Source organism: Zoogloea sp. LCSB751, from assembly GCF_002028455.1.
GTDB lineage: Bacteria > Pseudomonadota > Gammaproteobacteria > Burkholderiales > Rhodocyclaceae > Zoogloea.
In genome coordinates this window covers 1-17,381 of the sequence record NZ_MWUM01000039.1, presented here as the reverse complement: position 1 = coordinate 17,381, position 17,381 = coordinate 1, and the positions used below count along the sequence as shown (strand labels likewise).

19 protein-coding genes, 1 tRNA gene, 1 other RNA gene and 1 pseudogene are annotated in these 17,381 nt (G+C 62.9%); 13 read left to right on the top strand and 9 right to left on the bottom strand.

Going from position 1 to position 17,381, the window contains the following annotated elements; translation table 11 throughout:
• Positions 1–42: 42 nt before the first annotated feature.
• Entirely contained in the window at positions 43–906 is an 864-nt protein-coding gene (locus tag B4920_RS24550; RefSeq protein ID WP_079437386.1) for an outer envelope protein, read from the top strand.
• 89 nt (positions 907–995) lie between these two features.
• Here the strand turns inward: B4920_RS24550 and B4920_RS24545 are convergent, their stop codons facing one another.
• The gene (locus B4920_RS24545) at positions 996–2,297 is read right to left on the bottom strand and encodes a dicarboxylate/amino acid:cation symporter (RefSeq protein ID WP_079437385.1); all 1,302 of its coding nucleotides are present in this window, start codon (positions 2,295–2,297) and stop codon (positions 996–998) included.
• Positions 2,298–2,435: 138 nt separating this feature from the next.
• Entirely contained in the window at positions 2,436–3,143 is a 708-nt protein-coding gene (gene sfsA, locus B4920_RS24540; RefSeq protein ID WP_079437384.1) for a DNA/RNA nuclease SfsA, read from the bottom strand.
• 181 nt (positions 3,144–3,324) lie between these two features.
• Between sfsA and rquA the strand changes: the two genes are divergently transcribed.
• Positions 3,325–4,008: a rhodoquinone biosynthesis methyltransferase RquA gene (gene rquA / locus B4920_RS24535; RefSeq protein WP_079437395.1), complete on the top strand. Its 684-nt coding sequence runs from the start codon at positions 3,325–3,327 to the stop codon at positions 4,006–4,008.
• Positions 4,009–4,083: 75 nt separating this feature from the next.
• Here the strand turns inward: rquA and B4920_RS24530 are convergent, their stop codons facing one another.
• Genes B4920_RS24530 through cbiB form a run of 5 tightly spaced genes read right to left on the bottom strand, consistent with a single transcriptional unit; the run spans position 4,084 to position 8,715 of the window.
• On the bottom strand, positions 4,084–4,890 hold the full coding sequence (locus tag B4920_RS24530) for a cobalamin-binding protein (protein WP_079437383.1): 807 nt from the start codon (positions 4,888–4,890) through the stop codon (positions 4,084–4,086).
• A gap of 9 nt (positions 4,891–4,899) precedes the next feature.
• On the bottom strand, positions 4,900–5,916 hold the full coding sequence (locus tag B4920_RS24525) for a hypothetical protein (protein ID WP_079437382.1): 1,017 nt from the start codon (positions 5,914–5,916) through the stop codon (positions 4,900–4,902).
• Positions 5,913–6,782, bottom strand: coding sequence for a cobalamin-binding protein (locus B4920_RS24520; RefSeq protein WP_079437381.1), 870 nt, complete (start codon positions 6,780–6,782; stop codon positions 5,913–5,915). Before B4920_RS24520 ends, B4920_RS24525 begins: the two co-directional genes overlap by 4 nt.
• A gap of 27 nt (positions 6,783–6,809) precedes the next feature.
• Complete coding sequence (gene cobD / locus B4920_RS24515; protein ID WP_079437380.1) at positions 6,810–7,781, bottom strand: threonine-phosphate decarboxylase CobD; 972 nt, start codon at positions 7,779–7,781, stop codon at positions 6,810–6,812.
• A complete protein-coding gene (gene cbiB / locus B4920_RS24510; RefSeq protein ID WP_173862699.1) occupies positions 7,774–8,715 on the bottom strand; it encodes an adenosylcobinamide-phosphate synthase CbiB in 942 nt (313 codons plus the stop codon). Before cbiB ends, cobD begins: the two co-directional genes overlap by 8 nt.
• A 39-nt stretch (positions 8,716–8,754) precedes the next feature.
• Between cbiB and B4920_RS24505 the strand changes: the two genes are divergently transcribed.
• The 4 genes from B4920_RS24505 to ssrS all read left to right on the top strand — a co-directional run bounded on the left by B4920_RS24505 (position 8,755) and on the right by ssrS (position 11,008).
• Positions 8,755–10,266 (top strand): cobyric acid synthase, encoded by a 1,512-nt coding sequence (locus B4920_RS24505; protein WP_079437379.1) that lies wholly within the window; start codon positions 8,755–8,757, stop codon positions 10,264–10,266.
• A 32-nt stretch (positions 10,267–10,298) separates the two neighbouring features.
• Positions 10,299–10,493, top strand: coding sequence for a cell division protein ZapB (gene zapB, locus B4920_RS24500; protein ID WP_079437378.1), 195 nt, complete (start codon positions 10,299–10,301; stop codon positions 10,491–10,493).
• A 1-nt stretch (position 10,494) separates the two neighbouring features.
• Positions 10,495–10,791, top strand: coding sequence for a cell division protein ZapA (locus tag B4920_RS24495; RefSeq protein ID WP_079437377.1), 297 nt, complete (start codon positions 10,495–10,497; stop codon positions 10,789–10,791).
• A 35-nt stretch (positions 10,792–10,826) separates the two neighbouring features.
• Positions 10,827–11,008, top strand: a non-coding RNA gene (gene ssrS, locus B4920_RS24490) — 6S RNA.
• 88 nt (positions 11,009–11,096) lie between these two features.
• Here ssrS and B4920_RS24485 read toward each other — a convergent pair.
• A complete protein-coding gene (locus tag B4920_RS24485; RefSeq protein ID WP_079437376.1) occupies positions 11,097–11,555 on the bottom strand; it encodes a cytochrome c5 family protein in 459 nt (152 codons plus the stop codon).
• A gap of 148 nt (positions 11,556–11,703) precedes the next feature.
• On the opposite strand from B4920_RS24485, the gene B4920_RS24480 reads away from it, so the two are divergent.
• Positions 11,704–11,780: transfer RNA gene (locus tag B4920_RS24480), tRNA-Arg, on the top strand.
• Between the two features lie 146 nt (positions 11,781–11,926).
• Here the strand turns inward: B4920_RS24480 and B4920_RS24475 are convergent.
• The gene (locus B4920_RS24475; protein WP_079437375.1) at positions 11,927–12,142 is read right to left on the bottom strand and encodes a helix-turn-helix transcriptional regulator; all 216 of its coding nucleotides are present in this window, start codon (positions 12,140–12,142) and stop codon (positions 11,927–11,929) included.
• Between the two features lie 147 nt (positions 12,143–12,289).
• On the opposite strand from B4920_RS24475, the gene B4920_RS24470 reads away from it, so the two are divergent.
• From B4920_RS24470 to B4920_RS29770, 6 genes and pseudogenes are all read left to right on the top strand, one after another.
• Positions 12,290–12,526, top strand: a complete 237-nt coding sequence (locus tag B4920_RS24470; protein WP_079437374.1) for a hypothetical protein — start codon at positions 12,290–12,292, stop codon at positions 12,524–12,526.
• Positions 12,519–13,757, top strand: a complete 1,239-nt coding sequence (locus tag B4920_RS24465; RefSeq protein ID WP_079437373.1) for a site-specific integrase — start codon at positions 12,519–12,521, stop codon at positions 13,755–13,757. Before B4920_RS24470 ends, B4920_RS24465 begins: the two co-directional genes overlap by 8 nt.
• Positions 13,750–14,721, top strand: coding sequence for a metal-dependent phosphohydrolase (locus B4920_RS24460; RefSeq protein WP_079437372.1), 972 nt, complete (start codon positions 13,750–13,752; stop codon positions 14,719–14,721). The genes B4920_RS24465 and B4920_RS24460 overlap by 8 nt, the downstream gene beginning before the upstream one ends.
• 144 nt (positions 14,722–14,865) lie before the next feature.
• Positions 14,866–15,465: an AcaB family transcriptional regulator gene (locus B4920_RS24455; protein ID WP_139379621.1), complete on the top strand. Its 600-nt coding sequence runs from the start codon at positions 14,866–14,868 to the stop codon at positions 15,463–15,465.
• Positions 15,466–15,771: 306 nt separating this feature from the next.
• Positions 15,772–17,115 carry a nucleobase:cation symporter-2 family protein gene (locus tag B4920_RS24450; protein WP_079437370.1) on the top strand — a complete coding sequence of 448 codons (1,344 nt, stop codon included), beginning with the start codon at positions 15,772–15,774 and terminating at the stop codon, positions 17,113–17,115.
• An 85-nt stretch (positions 17,116–17,200) separates the two neighbouring features.
• Positions 17,201–17,299: pseudogene (locus B4920_RS29770) on the top strand (IS5/IS1182 family transposase); the annotation flags it as partial.
• Positions 17,300–17,381 lie beyond the last annotated feature (82 nt).

Sequence of the window (17,381 nt, the reverse complement as noted above, 5' to 3'; positions counted from 1 at the left end):
GACCACCTGCAGATCCCCGAATCGACCCAATCAGGAGCCACCATGAAGTTCTCTCAGAAGACGATCCTCGCCGCCTCCGTCCTTGCTGCCTGTACCGGCACGGCCGGCGCCGCCGAGTGGAGCGACACCTCCATCGGCTATCGCTACGGCACCAAGTTCGGCGAGCCGTTCGAAAGCAACAGCATCAACAAGAGCATCGTCAATCTGACCCACGCCAGTGGCTACAAGTACGGCACCAACTTCTTCAACGCCGACCTGCTGATGGCCGACAGCAAGGACCCGGCCGCACCGGGCTCGAAGTCCGGCTCTCAGGAGATCTACATCGTCTACCGGCATACGCTCGACCTGGGCAAGATCACCGGCCAGGACTTCAAGTTCGGCCCGGTACGCGGCCTCGGCCTGACTGGCGGCTTCGACGTGAACACCAAGAACGACGCCGGCTACAACTCCCGCAAGCGCATGCTCGTTGCCGGCCCCACACTGATGATGGACGTCCCCGGCTTCCTCAACGTGAGCCTGCTGTACCTGTGGGAAAGCAACGCCCCTTACAACAAGTTCACCAGCACCCAGACCGAGCGCTACAGCTACGACGTCCACCCGATGCTGACGGCTGCCTGGGGCATCCCCTTCAACCTCGGCCCGATCCCGCTGTCCTTCGAGGGCTTCGCCAACTTCATCGCCAGCAAGGGGCAGAACGAGTTCGGCGGCGGCACCAAGCCGGAAACCAACATCGACATGCAGGTCATGTACGACGTCAGCCCGCACATTGGCGCCGCCAAGAACACCTTCAAGGCCGGCCTGGAATACCAGTACTGGCGCAACAAGTTCGGCAACGACCACACCAAGGCCGCCGGCGACGGCGCCTTCGCCAAAACCCCGATGGTCCGCGTCGAATACCACTTCTGAGCACACATCCGTGGGGGCGAATTCATTCGCCCCCACAGACGCAAAAAAGCCAACCCCGCGGGGTTGGCTTTTTGCTGGAGAAAACCGGATCAGGCGGAAGCAGCTGCCAGCGGCTTGCCACCGTTCGGCTCGTCGTCTAGACCACCGTTCAGGGCCTTGTTCATCTTGTCCGTGTCCAGCTCATTCTCGGAGCGGGAGACCACCACAGTAGCGACTGCGTTGCCGATGATGTTGGTCAGCGCACGGGCTTCGCTCATGAAACGGTCGATACCGAGGATCAGCGCCATGCCGGCCACCGGGATGGTCGGGACCACCGCCAGCGTGGAAGCCAGGGTGATGAAGCCGGCACCGGTGATGCCGCTGGCGCCCTTGGAGGTCAGCATTGCCACCACCAGGATAGTCAGCTCCTGGGTCAGGGTCAGCTCGGTGTTAGTAGCCTGGGCAATGAACAGGGCAGCCATCGTCATGTAGATGTTGGTGCCGTCCAGGTTGAAGGAATAGCCGGTGGGCACCACCAGGCCAACCACGGAACGGGCGCAACCCATCTTCTCGAGCTTCTGCATCAGCTTGGGCAAGGCAGACTCGGAGGACGAGGTGCCCAGCACGATCAACAGCTCTTCACGGATGTAGCGGATGAACTTGAAGATGCTGAAGCCGGTGTAGCGGGCGATGGAGCCCAGCACGATGACGATGAACAGGATGCAGGTGAGGTAGAAGGAACCCATCAGCTTGGCCATCGGAATCAGGGAGGCCACACCGTACTTGCCGATCGTGAAGGCCATCGCGCCGAAGGCACCCAGCGGAGCGAGCTTCATCACGGTATTGACGATGCCGAACATCACATGGGAGATCTGCTCGACGAAATCGAACACCGGCTTGCCCTTCTCGCCCATCGCCGCCAGCGAGAAGCCGAACAGGATGGCCAGCAGCAGCACCTGCAGGATGTCACCCTTGGCAAAGGCATCGACGAAGGTGCTCGGGATGATGTTGAGGACGAACTCCACCGTGCTCTGGGCGTGGGCCTTGGCAGTGAAATCGGCGATGGCCTTGGTGTCCAGTGTCTTCACATCGGCGTTGAAGCCGGCACCCGGCGTCGCCACGTTGGCCACCACCAGGCCGATCATCAGCGCAAAGGTGGACACGATCTCGAAGTACAGCAGCGCCTTGCCGCCGACCCGGCCGACCTTCTTCATGTCCTGCATGCCGGCGATGCCATGCACGACGGTACAGAAGATCACCGGCGCGATGATCATCTTGACGAGCTTGATGAAACCGTCGCCGAGGGGCTTCAGATCGACCCCCAGCTTGGGCTCGAAATACCCCAGCAGCACGCCGCAGGCGATGGCGAACAGCACCTGCACGTACAGAACCTTGTAGAACGGCTTCTTCATGACGGTTTATCTCCGGTGTTATATAGGACTCTGAGACGAACAATAGATCCCTCACCGAAGCCCCGAAATTGTGTCCTCCCCCATTGTGGACGGCCCTATTGTGGTTATCCGCAATAGGCCGACGGCCCCTGATCGGAGTCAGTCCGGTACGACAACTGCCAGCCGCCGGTTCAATTCGATGCCTTCCGGCGTGACTTCGGCCCCCAGCGCGAACACCTCGACGCCCTGCGCCAGCGCCTCGCGGAGCGCCTGCCCGTAGGCCGGGTCGATGTGATCCGCCGGCTGCACCGCGTCCACGTCGCCGCGCTGCACGCAGAAAACCAGCGCGGCCCGATGGCCGGCCGCCACCATCGCGCTCATTTCCCTCAGATGCTTGGCACCGCGGGTCGTCACCGCATCCGGAAAGAAGCCCACCCGCCCCTCCACCGCGGCTGTGACGTTCTTGACCTCCACATAGCAATCGGGCCGGCCGGGCTCCTGCAGCAGCAGATCGATGCGGCTGCCCTCGCCGTACTTCACCTCGGGACGGATCGTCCGGTAGCCGGCCAGCTCGGGCAACGTGCCGGCCTCGATCGCCTCCCGTACCAGGCCATTGCTGCGCCCGGTATGCACGCCGACCACGCAGCCCGGCGCCACCTCTACCAGCTCCCAGGTCCATTTGAGCTTGCGCGCCGGGTTGTCCGCCGGCGACAGCCACACCCGGCTGCCCGGCGCCTTGCAGCCAAGCATCGAACCGGTGTTCGGGCAGTGGGCAGTGACGAGTCCGGCCGCCGTTTCCACATCGGCCAGAAAACGCTGATAGCGACGCAGCAAACGGCCTTCGAGAAGAGGATGAGGGAAGCGCATGGTGAACAAATAGCCATGAAGGATGCGGTCATCAGCCTGTCCGCATGGAAAAAATCACATCGCAAGGGGCACGAATTCTCTTCCTCGCCGTATCATGCCCCTAGAAAGCAAGCGTGACGCGGCTTCGCGCCGGGCCACCCATTACAACCCGCCGAACAACGATCCACAACAATACCAAGCCATGCGCGATCCTTCCCCAGCGGCGGCCAGCGAGCTGCCCGATTATCTCCGCGAGACCTACACCTGGGCCTATCTCGATCACCGCACCGTTCCCTGGCTGGACCGACCGGTCGTGGTATCGGCGATCCTGTGGGGCAACGCCAGCCGCCTGATGGACAGCGCAGTGCAGGAATTCACCCCCGGCCAGCGGGTGCTGCAGGCAGCCGCGGTCTATGGCGACTTCTCGCCGCGCCTGGCGCACCAACTCGGCGACAAGGGTCAGTTGACAGTCCTCGACGTGGCGCCGATCCAGATCGCCAACACCCGGCGCAAGCTCGCCCCCTGGCCCCAGGCCCACGTCCAGGTGGCCGACCTGACCGAACCGGTGGGTGCCACCTTCGACGCCGCCTGTTGCTTCTTCCTGCTTCACGAAGTCCCGCCCCACGCCCGCCGGAGCATCGTCGCCAACCTGCTGGCGGCGGTGGAACCGGGCGGCAAGATCGTCTTCGTGGACTATCACCAACCGCGCTGGTGGCACCCGATGGGGCCGATCATGGCGCTGGTGTTCCGCTACCTGGAACCCTTCGCCAATTCCCTGCTGGCCGACTCCATCGACAGTCTGGTGCCGGAATGCGCCGACTTCGAATGGCGCAAGGAAACCTGTTTCGGCGGGCTGTACCAGAAGGTGGTGGGCGTCCGACGCTGAGGCTCGCCCCCGCCCTGACAGCGATGGGATGGGCGAATGAATTCGCCCCCACAGGATGGCCCCTGTGGCGGGACATCAGCCCTCCGCTAACTGATCCAGGCAGGCCGCGATCGCCGGCAGGCCTTCACGGATCGCCGCCGGCCCGGGGGCCAGCAGGATCGCCGACTTGATCTCGAAGACCCGCCCGTCGCGCACCGCCGGCAGCGCATCCCAGCCCAATCGCGACGTGACGTGGCCCGGCTGGAAATGCTTGCCGCACCAGGAGCCGATGATCACCTCCGGCACCCGCGGAATGACCAGCGCCGCGTCGGCGAGGATGCGCTGCTTCGCATTGGGATGCACCGACAGCTCGCCGAAGCAATCTTCCCCGCCGGCGATCCCGATCATCTCGGACACCCAGCGGATGCCGGTGATCAGCGGCTCGTTCCACTCCTCGAAATAGACCTTCGGCCTCCGCCCCAAACTCACCGCACGGGCCTCGCCGCGGGCACGCACGTCGGCAATCGTCGCCTCCAGTTCGGCCACCAGCGCCAGCGCCTTCTGCTCGGCTCCCACCAGCCGGCCGACGGTCTCCACCATCGCCAGGATGCCGTCCACGCTGCGATGGTTGAAGACATGCACCGCCACCCCGGCCTTCACCAGATCCCGCGCTATATCGCCCTGCAGATCGGAGAAGGCCAGCACCAGATCGGGCTCGACCGCCAGGATGCGTTCGATCCTGGCACTGCTGAAGCCGCTGACCTTGGGCTTCTCCTTGCGCGCCCGCGGCGGATGGGTGGTAAAGCCGGAAATACCGGCGATGCGCGCCTCCTCGCCGAGCAGATAAAGCACTTCGACGGTTTCGGTGGACAGGCAGACGATGCGTTGGGGAAGACGGGACATGGTTTCGCGTTATCGGGGATATGGGGCGGGGCAAGGCTGGCGATCACCGGCCGGATTGCACAGACGCACCTGGGACAGGAAGGCCTCTGCTGCCGCCCTGGGCTTTTCGCTGTCGGCCTTGAGGCGCTCGGCATCGTCCGCCGGCAGGCGCCAGGCGCGCTGGACCACATATAGGTAGTCCGGCCCCTCGATGGCCTTCACGACCGCCATCTCGGCGTAGTTGGTGTCGGGCACCCGGGGGCAGACCAGATAGGTCTGCACGGTCTCGCCGCTGGCCTCGTCACTTGGCAGGGCCTCCACCGGACCTGCCGGCAAGCCGCAGCGGGACTCGCGTGCCCGTTGCATGCCTTCGAGCAGCGCCCGCGCCTGACCCCGGCTGTTCACCCGCGGCAGGCCCTGCACGCCAATCAGCTGGGTCCATTCCCGCGGGCTGTCGCCGAGGGGTACGAAATCCGCACTCCAGCCCCGTGCGCCGGCGCTGTTGGCGGCCGGCACGCTATCCGGCGGCAGCGGCAGGTTGAGCCAGCGCACCAGGCCGGATGCCTCCTCGGTACTACGTGCCGCTGCCAGTTCCTGCAGGCGGCGCAGCGGGGGGTCGAGCTCGGCCTGGAAATCGGTGGCGCTGCTCTCGCTGACCTTCAGCTGGGAACGGCTGGCCTCGAAGCTGTACCACACGTCATAGTGGCGTACCACGCCGCAGGCCCGCACGGACCAGCGCTCGAGGGCATGGTGCACCCGGTACGGGCGGGTCTCGAGGAGGTCCGGCGCGGCCTGCACCGTATCGAAGACGATCAGGTCGCGGCAGGCCTTGCTACGCCGGCCTTCCAGTTCCTCGATGCGTTCGACGACCTTGTCCTGGGCACTCGCCTGCCGCCACGCACCGGCATAGCCCGGCACCTTGCGCTGGTCGGCGGGAACGGCCGCCACTTGGCCGATGCGGGTGACGACTTCGCCGGGCAGCGGACCGGCATCGGCCATCCGCAACGCCACTGCCAGTGCCAGACCCAGCAGAAAACGGCCTTTCATCGCTTGGCGCGTGCTTCTTCGAGCTGGCCGCACAGGCGCTCGGCGCCATCGAGGATGCGCGGGGTATGACGCTGGATCAGATCTGGCGGAATGAAGAACAGGTTGCCCCGGGCCACCGCTGGCAGCCTGGTCCATTTGCGCCAGTCGTCCAGCCACTCCGGCCGGCTCTCGCCCATCCCGCTGGCAACGAGGACATCCGGCGCAGCGGCGAGCACCGCCTCCACGTCGATGGTCGGCGCCAGCACCGGCAGCCTGGCGAATACGTTGTCGCCGCCGCACAGGCGGATCACGTCGGAAATGAGGTGCTCGCCGTTGATGGTCATCAGCGGCCGGTTCCAGATCTCGTAGAAGACCCGCAGCTTCGGCCGTCCGGAGTACCTGGCCGCCAGCGCCGCATGACGGCTACGGAAGGCCTGCGCGGCAGCATCGGCCACGGCCTCGCTGCCAGCCAGGCGGCCGAGCTGGGACAGGCTGCGGGCTACGTCCTCGATACGCCGCGGCTCGTTGATGAAGACCGGAACACCGAGGGCCTTGAGTTTGTCCAGGTGGGCGTCCCGGTTGCCGCTCTTCCAGGCGACCACCAGGTCGGGCTTGAGGGCGGCGACCTTTTCCATGTCCGGTGCGGTGTAGCTGCCGACTCGTGGGATCTTGCCCGCCGCCTGCGGGTAGTCGCTGTACTGCACCGCGCCGACCACCCGATCGCCGGCACCGGCGGCGAACAGCAGTTCGGTCACGTGCGGCGCCAGGCTGACGATGCGCCGTGCCGGCTGGGCGAGATGGAGGGTCTGGCCCTGGTCGTCGGTGACGTCGATGGAGGCCCGGGCGAAACCGGAAACGAGCAGCAGGGCGAGGACAAACCGGCGCATGGAGAGTTCTTTCGGAAATGGCGGTGATCAGAGTCGGGACAGAGCCGCGTCCAGGCGCAACCACTCGGTCTCGTTGCCCGGCAGGCCGAAGCGCAGCCCGGACGGCATTTCGAACAGGCGGGTCAGGATGCCCTGCTCCGCGAGGCGGGCGTGGATAGCGGTCGCATTGGGGCTCGGCCGCCACTGGAACAGGGCCGTGCCGGCACCGCCGGCGAGGCCGTAAACGTCCAGCAGTGCGGCAAGCCGGCGACTGTCGGCCGCCAGGCGCTCCCGCGCCGAGTGCTGCCAGGCCCGGTCGGCCAGCGCCGCGGCGGTCACCGCCCGCGCCGGGCCGGATACCGCCCACGGCCCGAGCCGCTCGGCCAGCTGCATGCGCAGCGCCGCCTCGGCAAACACGAAACCGACCCGCGCCCCGGCCAGGCCGAAGAACTTGCCCACCGAGCGCAACACCACCAGGCCGGGACTCCCCGCCAGCGGCACCAGGCTGTCGGCCGGCTCGGCATCGATGAAAGCCTCGTCCACGATCAGGCGCCCGCCACGGCTCGCCAGGTCTTCCCGCCAGGCCAGCAGTTGCCGGGGCGAGAAACGCTGGCCGTCCGGATTGTTGGGCTGCACCAGCAGCAGTGTGTCGGCGTCGTGCAGCGCGGCGTCGATCCGCTCCGCCGGCAGCGCCTGCAGTTCATGGCCGCGCCAGGCATGAGGATGCTCCGCGTAGGTTGGCGCCAGGGTGATCACGCGGCCGGGTGGAAAGCACGCCGGCAGTGCCTGGATCGCCGCCTGCGAACCGGCCACCGGCAGCAGTTCCGGGCTACCGTAATAGGCTGCAGCTGCGGCCTCCAGACCGTCGTCGTCTTCCGGCAGGCGCTGCCAGACTTCCGGCCCCAGCGCCGGCACCGGATAGGCCTGGGGATTGATGCCGGTAGACAGATCCACCCATTCGCCCAGGGGAATACCGTAGCGCTGCGCCGCGCTACGCAGGCGACCGCCGTGCTCAAGCATGGAGGAACACGCTGACGATAGCGACGCCCAGCAACCACAGCCACACGCTGTTCTGCACCAGGGCCAGGGCCTTGTCGATGTCCGCCGCCGCCGCCGGACGACCGGCGCCCAGGGACGGCCGAGTCTCCAGGTGGCCGTGGTAGATCGCCGGACCGCCGAGGGAGAGGTCCAACGCCCCGGCGCCGGAGGCCATCACCGGGCCGGCGTTAGGGCTGTCCCAGGTCGGTGCCTGGGTGCGCCAGCAGCGCAGCGCCGTTGCCGTGTGGCCGAGCAGTGCGTAGCTCAGCGCGGTCAGGCGGGCCGGGATGAAATTGAGCACATCGTCGATGCGCGCCGCCGCCCAGCCGAAACGCAGGTAGCGCTCCGTGCGGTAACCCCACATGGCATCCAGCGTGTTGGCGAGACGGAACATCAGCGCCCCCGGCCCGCCCAGCAGCGCAAACCAGAACAGCGCGCCGAAGATTGCGTCGTTGCCGTTTTCCAATACCGATTCGACGGTGGCCTTGGCCACGCCGGACTCGTCCAGCTCGGCCGTGTCGCGGGACACGATCCACGACAGGCGGCCGCGCGCACCGGCCAGATCACCAGCCGCCAGAGGGGTGGCCACGGCCCGCGCATGTTCGGCCAGGCTGCGGCCCCCGATCGCCGCGTACAGCAGCACCACGTCGAGCAGCATGCCGAACCAGAAATGCCCCTCCCGCAGTGAGCCGGCCAGCGCGACCCACGGCAGCACCGCCACACTCCAGGCGAGCAGGCCGACCGCCCGGTTGATGACGCCGATGCGGCGAAACAGGCGCTCGACGGCCACCGCATAGCGGCCGAAGCCCACCAGCGGGTGGTAGCGGCGCGGCTCGCCGAGCAGGTGATCGAGCAGCAGACCGAGGGCCATTGGAATGACAATCGGCAGCAGGGCGAGGAGGTATACAGCGGACATGGGATAATCGAAGGCTTTCTGCACCCGAGATTGTAAGTCATGCGCCACCCCAACACCCTGATGGTTCAGGGCACCACGTCCGACGCGGGCAAAAGCACCCTGGTCGCCGGCCTTGCCCGCCTGCTGTGGCGGCGCGGCGTACGGGTGGCACCGTTCAAGCCGCAGAACATGGCCCTCAACTCGGCGGTGACGGTGGACGGCGGCGAGATCGGCCGCGCCCAGGCCCTGCAGGCAGTGGCCGCCGGCCTGGAACCCCACACCGACATGAACCCGGTGCTGCTCAAGCCCTCCACCGACATTGGCGCCCAGGTCATCATCCATGGCCGCGCAGTGGCCAACCTGTCGGCCCGCGACTACCACGAGTACAAGCCGCGGGCGATGGCCGCGGTGCTGGAAAGCTACGGCCGGCTCACGGACCAATACGAAGCGGTGCTCGTCGAAGGCGCCGGCAGCCCGGCGGAAATCAACCTGCGCGACCGGGACATCGCCAACATGGGCTTCGCCGAAGAGGTGGACTGCCCGGTGATCCTCGTCGCCGACATCGACCGCGGCGGCGTCTTCGCCCACCTCGTAGGCACCCTCGACCTGCTGTCGCCCAGCGAGCAGGCCCGCGTGAAAGGCTTTGTGATCAACCGCTTCCGCGGCGACATCGGCCTGCTGCAGTCCGGCCTGGACTGGCTGGAGGCGCGCACCGGCCGCCCCGTGCTGGGCGTACTTCCCTACCTGCACGGCCTCTTCCTCGACGCCGAGGATGCGCTGGCCGACGCTCGCGCCGAGAAGGGCGAAGCCCGTCTGCGCGTCGTCGCACCGGTCTATCCACGGATCTCCAACCACACCGACCTGGACGCCCTGCGCCTGCATCCGCAGGTGGACTTCAGCTGGGTCGGCCCCGGTCAGTCCATCCCGCCCGCCGACCTGATCGTGCTGCCCGGTTCCAAGTCGGTGCAGGCCGACTTGGCCTGGCTGCGCGCCCAGGGTTGGGAAGCCGCAATCCAGCGCCACCTGCGCTACGGCGGCAAGCTGGTGGCGATCTGCGGCGGCTACCAGATGCTCGGCCGCCAACTGCACGACCCGCAGGGCCTCGAAGGTGTCCCGTCCAGCCTGCCCGGCCTCGGCCTGCTCGAGCTGGAAACCACGCTGGAAGCGGAAAAGCAGCTGGTCAACGTCACCGGCACGCTGGCACTGCCCGGCGCACCGGTGGTCAAAGGCTACGAGATCCACATGGGCGTCACCCGCGGCGCAGCCCTAGAACGCCCCGCCACCCACCTCGCCGACGGCCGCCCCGACGGCGCGCTGTCGGACGACGGGCAAATCCTCGGCACCTATCTGCACGGCCTGTTCGACCACCCGGACGCCCTCGCTGCGCTGCTCGCCTGGGCCGGTATCAGCGACGCGGAACGCGTCGACCTGGCCGCCCGCCGGCAGGCCGACCTCGACCGCCTCGCCGACAGCATGGAAATGCACCTGAATCTGGACCGCCTCGCCGCCTGCTTCGGCGACGGCCAGGCCGCCTGTGCCTTGCGTACGTCATTCCCGGCCAAGCTTGCTTGACCCCGTCCCCGCCCCTCTCTAACATTCGCCGCATGGACGCCGAACTCGCTTCTCTCGAACAGAAACTCGAACAGCTGATCAGCCATTGCACGGCTGCTCGGACGGAAAACCAAAGCCTGCGGGAACGAGTCGCCAGCCTCGAAAATGCCAACCAGGAGCTCAACGCCAAGCTGAGCCAGGTCGGCAGCCGTCTCGAGGCCCTCCTCGCCCGCATCCCTGAGGCCTGACATGGAACAGCTCGACATCAAGCTGCTGGGACGCGAATACCGCGTTGCCTGCAAGCCGGAAGAAAAAGAGGGCCTGCTGGCCGCGGTGGCTTATCTGGACGGCAAGATGCGCGATCTGGCCACCAAGACCAGCTCCGCCGGCGAACGGCTGGCCGTCATGACGGCGCTGAATATCAGTCACGAATTTCTGCAACTTCAGCGTGTCGGCGGGTTTGACATCCCAACGCTCAAGCGTAGAATCGAAAACATAAACGGTCGCCTCGATACCGCTCTGGCCGAACAGGAAAGCCTGTTCTAAGCCCCGGCAGCAGCCCGGCAACCCAAGGTTTGATAAATCCCCTGCGGTGTTGGTTAAGGCTTAAAACTCCTTGAACCAATGTCTTCGTGACATGGGTCGCTGCCCATAGAAACCGTTGGTGTGCGCGCTCCTCGTCGAACGTGCCTGATGCGGAAGGAAAGCGGCCCCCCTGAACTCCGGTTCAGGATGAAGGCCTGACGGCACGCGCGGGGGACCCATGAAGAAAAGGCGCAGACCGATGGTCTGCGCCTTTTCCATTTCCACTCCGGCTTTTGCCCCATAAGGCAGAAGCCGGCAAGGAAAACTTATTCCGGAGCCTTGAAGCTGGCGCCCGCCTTGTTTGCCAGGAAAGCCACGGCACGCTTCAGTTCGTCGTCAGTCAGATCGGCCGCACCACCACGCGGGGGCATGGCGTTCTTGCCAGCGGCGGCGGACTTCACCAGGCCTTCGAAGCCCTGAGCGATACGCGGACCCCAGGCAGCCTTGTCGCCAATCTTCGGGGCACCCGCCGCACCACTCTCGTGACACGCACCGCACACGGCCTTGACGATGTCCTCGCCCTTGCGGCTACCCGGAGCAGCGGCCGGCGCAGCAGCCAGCTCGATTTTGGCAACCGGCTGGACCAGCTTGGCAGCCAGTTCTTCGTCGACAGCGGCCTTCTTGCCACAGCCCACGAGCTGAGTGGTGGCGAGCGCAGCAACACCGATGGAAAGCGCGATCCGCGCGTAGGAACGAACAGGGGCAGAACGACCAAGATCCGACATGCTGAATTCCTCGAGTACTGGCAAATTTAATAAAGCATTGATTATAGCGGGGCTATTCACCTTCTGTCAGGCAAAGCATGGACTTCGCAGCCGTTTCACGCTATCCTGCGCGCCGCGCTTAAAAATGCGCAGCATTGTTTTCCTCCGCGCGCCCGTAGCTCAGCTGGATAGAGTACTGCCCTCCGAAGGCAGGGGTCGGACGTTCGAATCGTCTCGGGCGCGCCAATACATCAATGGGTTAGATCAACAGATCTAGCCCATTTTTGTTTTGTGCCCACGCCGTGCCCAACGTGCGCCCCACCCGTGCCCCACTGTTTAGCGGCCTTTCGCGGAAAGCTGCAGATTGACCGCTGCTTTCCGTGCCTGCTTTTTCACGCAGGCAGACTCCCCTTCACCCGCTCGAATAGATCTCCCACCTCACATGCGAACAGTTCGCAGAGGCGGTCGATCGTCTCCATGTCCACCCGGTTAGCCGTCTCGTTGTAAAGCAAAGTAATGGTGTTGCGATGAAGGCCCGTTTCGCGGGCAACGTCAGCAATCTTGAGCTTTCGCTCCCCCATCATCCTGGACAGGTGACATCTGATCATTCTTTCCTCCAAAACAAAAAGTCATCTTGAATGACAAAAAGAGATTGACAACGACCTTCTGAGAGATAGAATGTCATTCAGAACGACAAAAAACACAGCTAGATGTGTTTTTAAAGCTCTGCGTGATTTTAATTCTTGGAGACTGTCATGTCACTGACCTACCTCACCACCGATGAGCTGTCTGGCCTCATCAAGTACGACTCAAGAACGATCCGGGAGCGCCTCAAGGACAGCGTCCTGCTGGAGGGCACCCACTACATCCGCCCATTTGGCGGCAGGAAGATTCTGTACATCTGGGAGCACATCGAACGCGACATGGGCTTGAAGTCGGCCGACACCAGTTTCGCGATCCCGATGGCCAACGGGGGGGTGTGCCATGGGTAGCATTCGTCGGCGAACCGACAACAACCTGCTATTCCTGGATTTTCGTTTCAGGGATATCAGGTGCCGGGAACAAACCGCTCTTCCAGACACCCCCGCAAATCGAAAGAAGGTCCAGAAGGTACTGGACCGAATCGAAGCCGACATCGCCGCCGGCATCTTCGACTACCGCAAGTACTTTCCGGCCAGCAAGAACGCCGCCCGCTTCGATGCACCTCCGGCCATCAGCGTCGCCGTGACCGTGACCGCTCCGAGCGCACCGCCGGTCGCCCCGACGCCGCTCTTCAAGGCGTTCGCGGAGACCTGGTATCTGGAGAAGGAAGTGGAGTGGCGCAAGTCCCACCGGATCACGATCCGACGGGAGCTCGACAGCCTGATTTCCCGTTTTGGGGAGAAGGCGGTCGGCCAAATCGCCAAGGCTGACGTACTTGCCTACCGCGCCGAACTCGGCAAAGTGACTGCGCGGGGCAAGGAAACCAAGTTGTCTGCTGCACGGATCAACAAGATGCTGAATCCGCTCAGGCAAATCCTCAACGAAGCGGCCGACCGATTCAATTTTCCCACGCCCTACCAGAACATCAAACAGCTACGTATCAAGCGCACGGATGTGGATCCCTTCTCCCTGGAAGAAGTGAAATCCATCCTCGCCACGGTACGGCCGGACTTCCACGACTACTTCACCGTGCGCTTCTTCACCGGCATGCGCACAGGTGAGGTGGATGGACTCAAGTGGAAGTACGTCGACTTCGAGCGCCGGCTGATCCTGGTGCGGGAGACGGTGGTCCTCGGCGACGAGGAGTACACCAAGACCGACGGCTCCCAGCGGGACATCCAGATGAGCCAACTCGTTTTTGATGCACTCAAGCGTCAGGAAGAGGCGACCAGGAAGATTTCGGAATTCGTGTTCTGCAATCGCCTGAACAAGCCCCTCGATCACAAGAACGTGACGAATCGGGTCTGGTATCCCCTCCTCCGCCATCTGGGGCTGAAGAAGCGACGGCCCTACCAGTGCCGGCACACCGCGGCCACCTTGTGGCTGGCCGCCGGCGAGGCACCGGAATGGATCGCCCGGCAACTGGGGCATACGACCACCGAGATGCTGTTCCGTGTCTATTCCCGCTATGTGCCTAACCTCACCCGTCGAGACGGCTCGGCCTTCGAGCGGCTGATCACCCAGTCGATCGCCGACCAGCCCCTGCCTGTTCAGCATACGAAGGAGAGCAGCAATGTCTGATTCAAAACTCACTTCTGGCGTTCGCCAGATCCCGGGAGTCGATCATGTGGTCGATCGCCTCCCCACGGTGTTTCGCCTGCAAGCCATCGCTCGCCTCCCCTTCGATGAGCGACACAGTCTGTGTCAGGCCATCCTGTTCCATGAGCAGGCCAGTCTCAAAGTCGAATGGCTGTGCCGCCAACCTGACAACCGGCTCACCGTCGGCACCCTGGTGTCGGTCCGCTGGCTCGGTCGTCCGGTGACGACAGCAGGCGCGGTGCGGATCTCGCGCATCGTGAAATTGGAGCGGCCGGAAGCCAGCGTGAATCCCTTCTCCACGATTCTTCATGCGTGGGTCAAGGATCGCGAGCTCATCGCCCGTGCTGCCCAACTCTGGGAAGCCATGGGTCGTCCTCTGCAACACCTCTTCAATGCGGTGTTCTGGGACCACCACCGGTTCGAGCGCTACCTGGACGGGCCCAGTTCCCTGGCGGGTCATCACAATGGCCGTAACGGTAATTTCCGGCACGCCATCGAGGTCGCCGAACGTGCCCGGGCCCTCGCCAGCCACCACACGGAAGCACATTTGCCGGTACTGATCACCAGCAGTCTCCTGCACGATGCAGGCAAGGCCGAGGAATACCGTTTCAACGGCCGACACCGGCGATTCGAGATGACCGAGAGAGGGACCCTCCTTGGGCATAAGCACACCGTGCTGGAGTGGATCGCCGCCGCTCGCGCCCAACACCGGGTGATCGTGCCGGAGCCCCATTACCTGGCCTTGCTCCATGCCATCACCGCCGCCAAGGGAGCACCCGACTGGCTGGGACTGCGGGAGCCTCTCAGCCTCGACGCCCACATCCTTTCGATGGTGGATCGCTTGTCCGGTCAAGCCGATCTGGTGGCCCGGCATGCGCCGGCACAGGGCGGATTTGGTGCCTACCACCGGCATCTGGGCGGACGGCCTTACGTGCTAAGGGAATGAAGCCACTCAGGGCAGGCTCCGCCGCTCGGCCAACCCGCGGCGGCGGAGCCAAGTTGCCGCTTTGAGAATTGGGGCGTTCCGTTATGCTGATCCTGACAGCGGACGTCCCGTCATTCCCATTCTTGATATTGCCTGGAGATTCTCATGAATCCATATGAGGGTAGCGCTCGTCCCAACAGCCCATCACTGCGCGGTACTTGCATCGCACGAACCTTCGAATTGGCCAATCCACCTCTCATTGACACCTGGAAATGGAATTTCGAGGAAATCAGTGACCGCCTGTATGCCATTTCCGTCATCGGCCCCACGGTGCTGCGCAATGTCTATCCCAACGCATCACGCGAGGAGATCAAAGATCTCATTGAACGGCAGTCGCACAAGATCGAACAGATGATCAAGTGGGCCGATGCGCAACTCCTCGAGGAAAACCTGCAGATAGGCCAGCCCGGCCGACTTGAGTTACTCAATGCAGCAATCCGGACGCCCCTGGCCAATGCTTACATCGATCTATTGATTCACGTGGACTACGCGCTTCGCTTGCTTGACTCGCTCTGGCTACAGGGCGCCCTCACAGACGCAGGCCACACAGAAAGAGTATCGGCAATGCGGCGAATACCACGAAGGATCTTAGGCGAAATCAGAAAGGCGCATGCGCACTACCGCAGAGACATGCGGGCCCAGTACGCCAGGCAAGCCTCTTCCACGGCACGCAGCACGCTCACTCAGACTGCAGTTGACGGATGAAGAGGTGGAGCTGGTCACGGGAGCACGCTCCCAGAATCCGGATCTCATCAGGCAACCACGTTGATAGACCCCCCATGCATCTGAGTTGAGTGGATGCAATCGTTTCAATATTGGAACGCTGTATCTCTACAGATCACTTTCCCAGTATCAAATTAGCGAATAGGCTTGTTGAGTTGAAGCGTTGTATCGAATTTTGTGTGGCTTTGCTTTCCTTGATAGTCGATCACGCATAGAAGTATTAAAGAAGACGTTCTGAACCTGCTGGGCTCTATTGATTGAGGCGTTGGATAATTTCCGAGGTTAATTATGAGAAATATTAATACACTGGGTGGAATGAAAACTCCAACACTGTTGCTGCTTGGTGCTCAGCATGTGATGGTGATGTATGCGGGAGCAATTGCAATTCCGCTTGTTCTTGGAGCGTCTCTTGGACTCCCTAAAGATCAGGTGGCCTTTTTAATCAGTGCCGACCTATTTGCTTGCGGAATCGCTACAGTTATTCAATGCGTGGGCTTCGGAGGGGTAGGTATCCGACTGCCGGTAATGATGGGGGTGACTTTTACGGCGATAGGCCCCATGGTCGCAATTGGCAGTGATCCGCAGGCTGGATTGGCTGGCGTATTTGGTGCAACAATCGCTGCCGGCTTCTTCGGCGTCTTGGTGGCTCCGTTGGTCGGAAAAATGTTGAAATTTTTCCCTCCTGTAGTAACAGGCACTGAGATTCTGGCGGTCGGACTTTCCCTCATGGGAGTGGCCGCTGCTTGGTCGGCGGGAGGATACGGTAATCCTAATTTCGGTAGTCCGCTGTATCTTTCGATTGCTGGTCTAGTGCTTTTATTGGTTCTGGCTTTGGTTCGATTTACCAATGGTTTTCTCAACAACATTGCGATTCTGCTAGGTCTGCTCGGTGGGTTCATCGTCTCCAGCGCGTTGGGTCTTGTATCACTGGATGACCTCAACGATGCACCGCTGTTCGGCCTGATTCTGCCATTTCATTTTGGATTGCCGAAGTTCAATTTTTGGGCAGTTGCGGCAATGTGCGTTGTGATGCTAGTGACTTTTATCGAGTCAACTGGGATGTTTCTTGCGCTCGGAGAGATTGTAGAAAAGCCTTTGTCTGAAGAGGATCTGGTTAGGGGGTTCCGTGCCGACGGCGTTGGTACGGTTATTGGTGGGGTTTTTAATACATTTCCATACACTTCGTACGCACAGAATGTTGGGTTGGTTAGTGTGACTGGGGTTAAGAGCCGGTGGGTCTGTGTGACTGCTGGTGTCATCCTTATGGTTCTTGGACTTTTTCCGAAAATGGCAGTCTTGGTAGCCTCAATACCCCCGTTTGTATTGGGCGGGGTAGGCATTGTAATGTTTGGGATGGTCGCAGCTAGCGGCATTAAGGTTCTGGAGCGCGCTGACCTTAAGAAGGTTCACAACATGTATGTGGTTGCTGTCAGCATTGGCTTGGGGATGATTCCAGTTGTCTCGCCACAGTTCTTCTCGAAGTTTCCACGCGATTTAGCCCCCGTATTGGAAAGTCCAATTCTTTTGACCGCCATTAGTGCCATTCTTTTGAATCTACTGTTTAATGGGCTAGGTGACGATGGGGCTGCGCGGATCGAGTTGATGAAAGTTTCAAGAGAGGCGGAGCTCTAAGAAGCCCTAACAAAAAGACCAATGCGCCCCTGTTCACAATGGTCGGATTTCATTAACCTCGGCCTTGTTTCTTTGAATAGAGGACATGGCCAAAGCACTTCTCGATGACGATCTGTGGGCCTTGATCGAACCGTTGCTACCTCCCGCTAAGCCCCGTCGGAACAAATACCCGGGGCGCAAGCCGTCGGCCCGGGTTTCGCAGCGGGAAGCCGGCCGTGGAGGCACCGAACCATCTCAAGCGGGCGTTCGACGTGGCCGAACCCAAC

What these genes read in the sequence shown, in the direction of transcription:
- B4920_RS24550 (WP_079437386.1), top strand. Translation starts at nt 43, where the DNA reads ATGAAGTTCTCTCAGAAGACGATCCTCGCCGCCTCCGTCCTTGCTGCC.
- B4920_RS24545 (WP_079437385.1), bottom strand. Translation starts at nt 2,297, where the DNA reads ATGAAGAAGCCGTTCTACAAGGTTCTGTACGTGCAGGTGCTGTTCGCC.
- sfsA (WP_079437384.1), bottom strand. Translation starts at nt 3,143, where the DNA reads ATGCGCTTCCCTCATCCTCTTCTCGAAGGCCGTTTGCTGCGTCGCTAT.
- rquA (WP_079437395.1), top strand. Translation starts at nt 3,325, where the DNA reads ATGCGCGATCCTTCCCCAGCGGCGGCCAGCGAGCTGCCCGATTATCTC.
- B4920_RS24530 (WP_079437383.1), bottom strand. Translation starts at nt 4,890, where the DNA reads ATGTCCCGTCTTCCCCAACGCATCGTCTGCCTGTCCACCGAAACCGTC.
- B4920_RS24525 (WP_079437382.1), bottom strand. Translation starts at nt 5,916, where the DNA reads ATGAAAGGCCGTTTTCTGCTGGGTCTGGCACTGGCAGTGGCGTTGCGG.
- B4920_RS24520 (WP_079437381.1), bottom strand. Translation starts at nt 6,782, where the DNA reads ATGCGCCGGTTTGTCCTCGCCCTGCTGCTCGTTTCCGGTTTCGCCCGG.
- cobD (WP_079437380.1), bottom strand. Translation starts at nt 7,781, where the DNA reads ATGCTTGAGCACGGCGGTCGCCTGCGTAGCGCGGCGCAGCGCTACGGT.
- cbiB (WP_173862699.1), bottom strand. Translation starts at nt 8,715, where the DNA reads ATGTCCGCTGTATACCTCCTCGCCCTGCTGCCGATTGTCATTCCAATG.
- B4920_RS24505 (WP_079437379.1), top strand. Translation starts at nt 8,755, where the DNA reads ATGCGCCACCCCAACACCCTGATGGTTCAGGGCACCACGTCCGACGCG.
- zapB (WP_079437378.1), top strand. Translation starts at nt 10,299, where the DNA reads ATGGACGCCGAACTCGCTTCTCTCGAACAGAAACTCGAACAGCTGATC.
- B4920_RS24495 (WP_079437377.1), top strand. Translation starts at nt 10,495, where the DNA reads ATGGAACAGCTCGACATCAAGCTGCTGGGACGCGAATACCGCGTTGCC.
- B4920_RS24485 (WP_079437376.1), bottom strand. Translation starts at nt 11,555, where the DNA reads ATGTCGGATCTTGGTCGTTCTGCCCCTGTTCGTTCCTACGCGCGGATC.
- B4920_RS24475 (WP_079437375.1), bottom strand. Translation starts at nt 12,142, where the DNA reads ATGATCAGATGTCACCTGTCCAGGATGATGGGGGAGCGAAAGCTCAAG.
- B4920_RS24470 (WP_079437374.1), top strand. Translation starts at nt 12,290, where the DNA reads ATGTCACTGACCTACCTCACCACCGATGAGCTGTCTGGCCTCATCAAG.
- B4920_RS24465 (WP_079437373.1), top strand. Translation starts at nt 12,519, where the DNA reads ATGGGTAGCATTCGTCGGCGAACCGACAACAACCTGCTATTCCTGGAT.
- B4920_RS24460 (WP_079437372.1), top strand. Translation starts at nt 13,750, where the DNA reads ATGTCTGATTCAAAACTCACTTCTGGCGTTCGCCAGATCCCGGGAGTC.
- B4920_RS24455 (WP_139379621.1), top strand. Translation starts at nt 14,866, where the DNA reads ATGAATCCATATGAGGGTAGCGCTCGTCCCAACAGCCCATCACTGCGC.
- B4920_RS24450 (WP_079437370.1), top strand. Translation starts at nt 15,772, where the DNA reads ATGAGAAATATTAATACACTGGGTGGAATGAAAACTCCAACACTGTTG.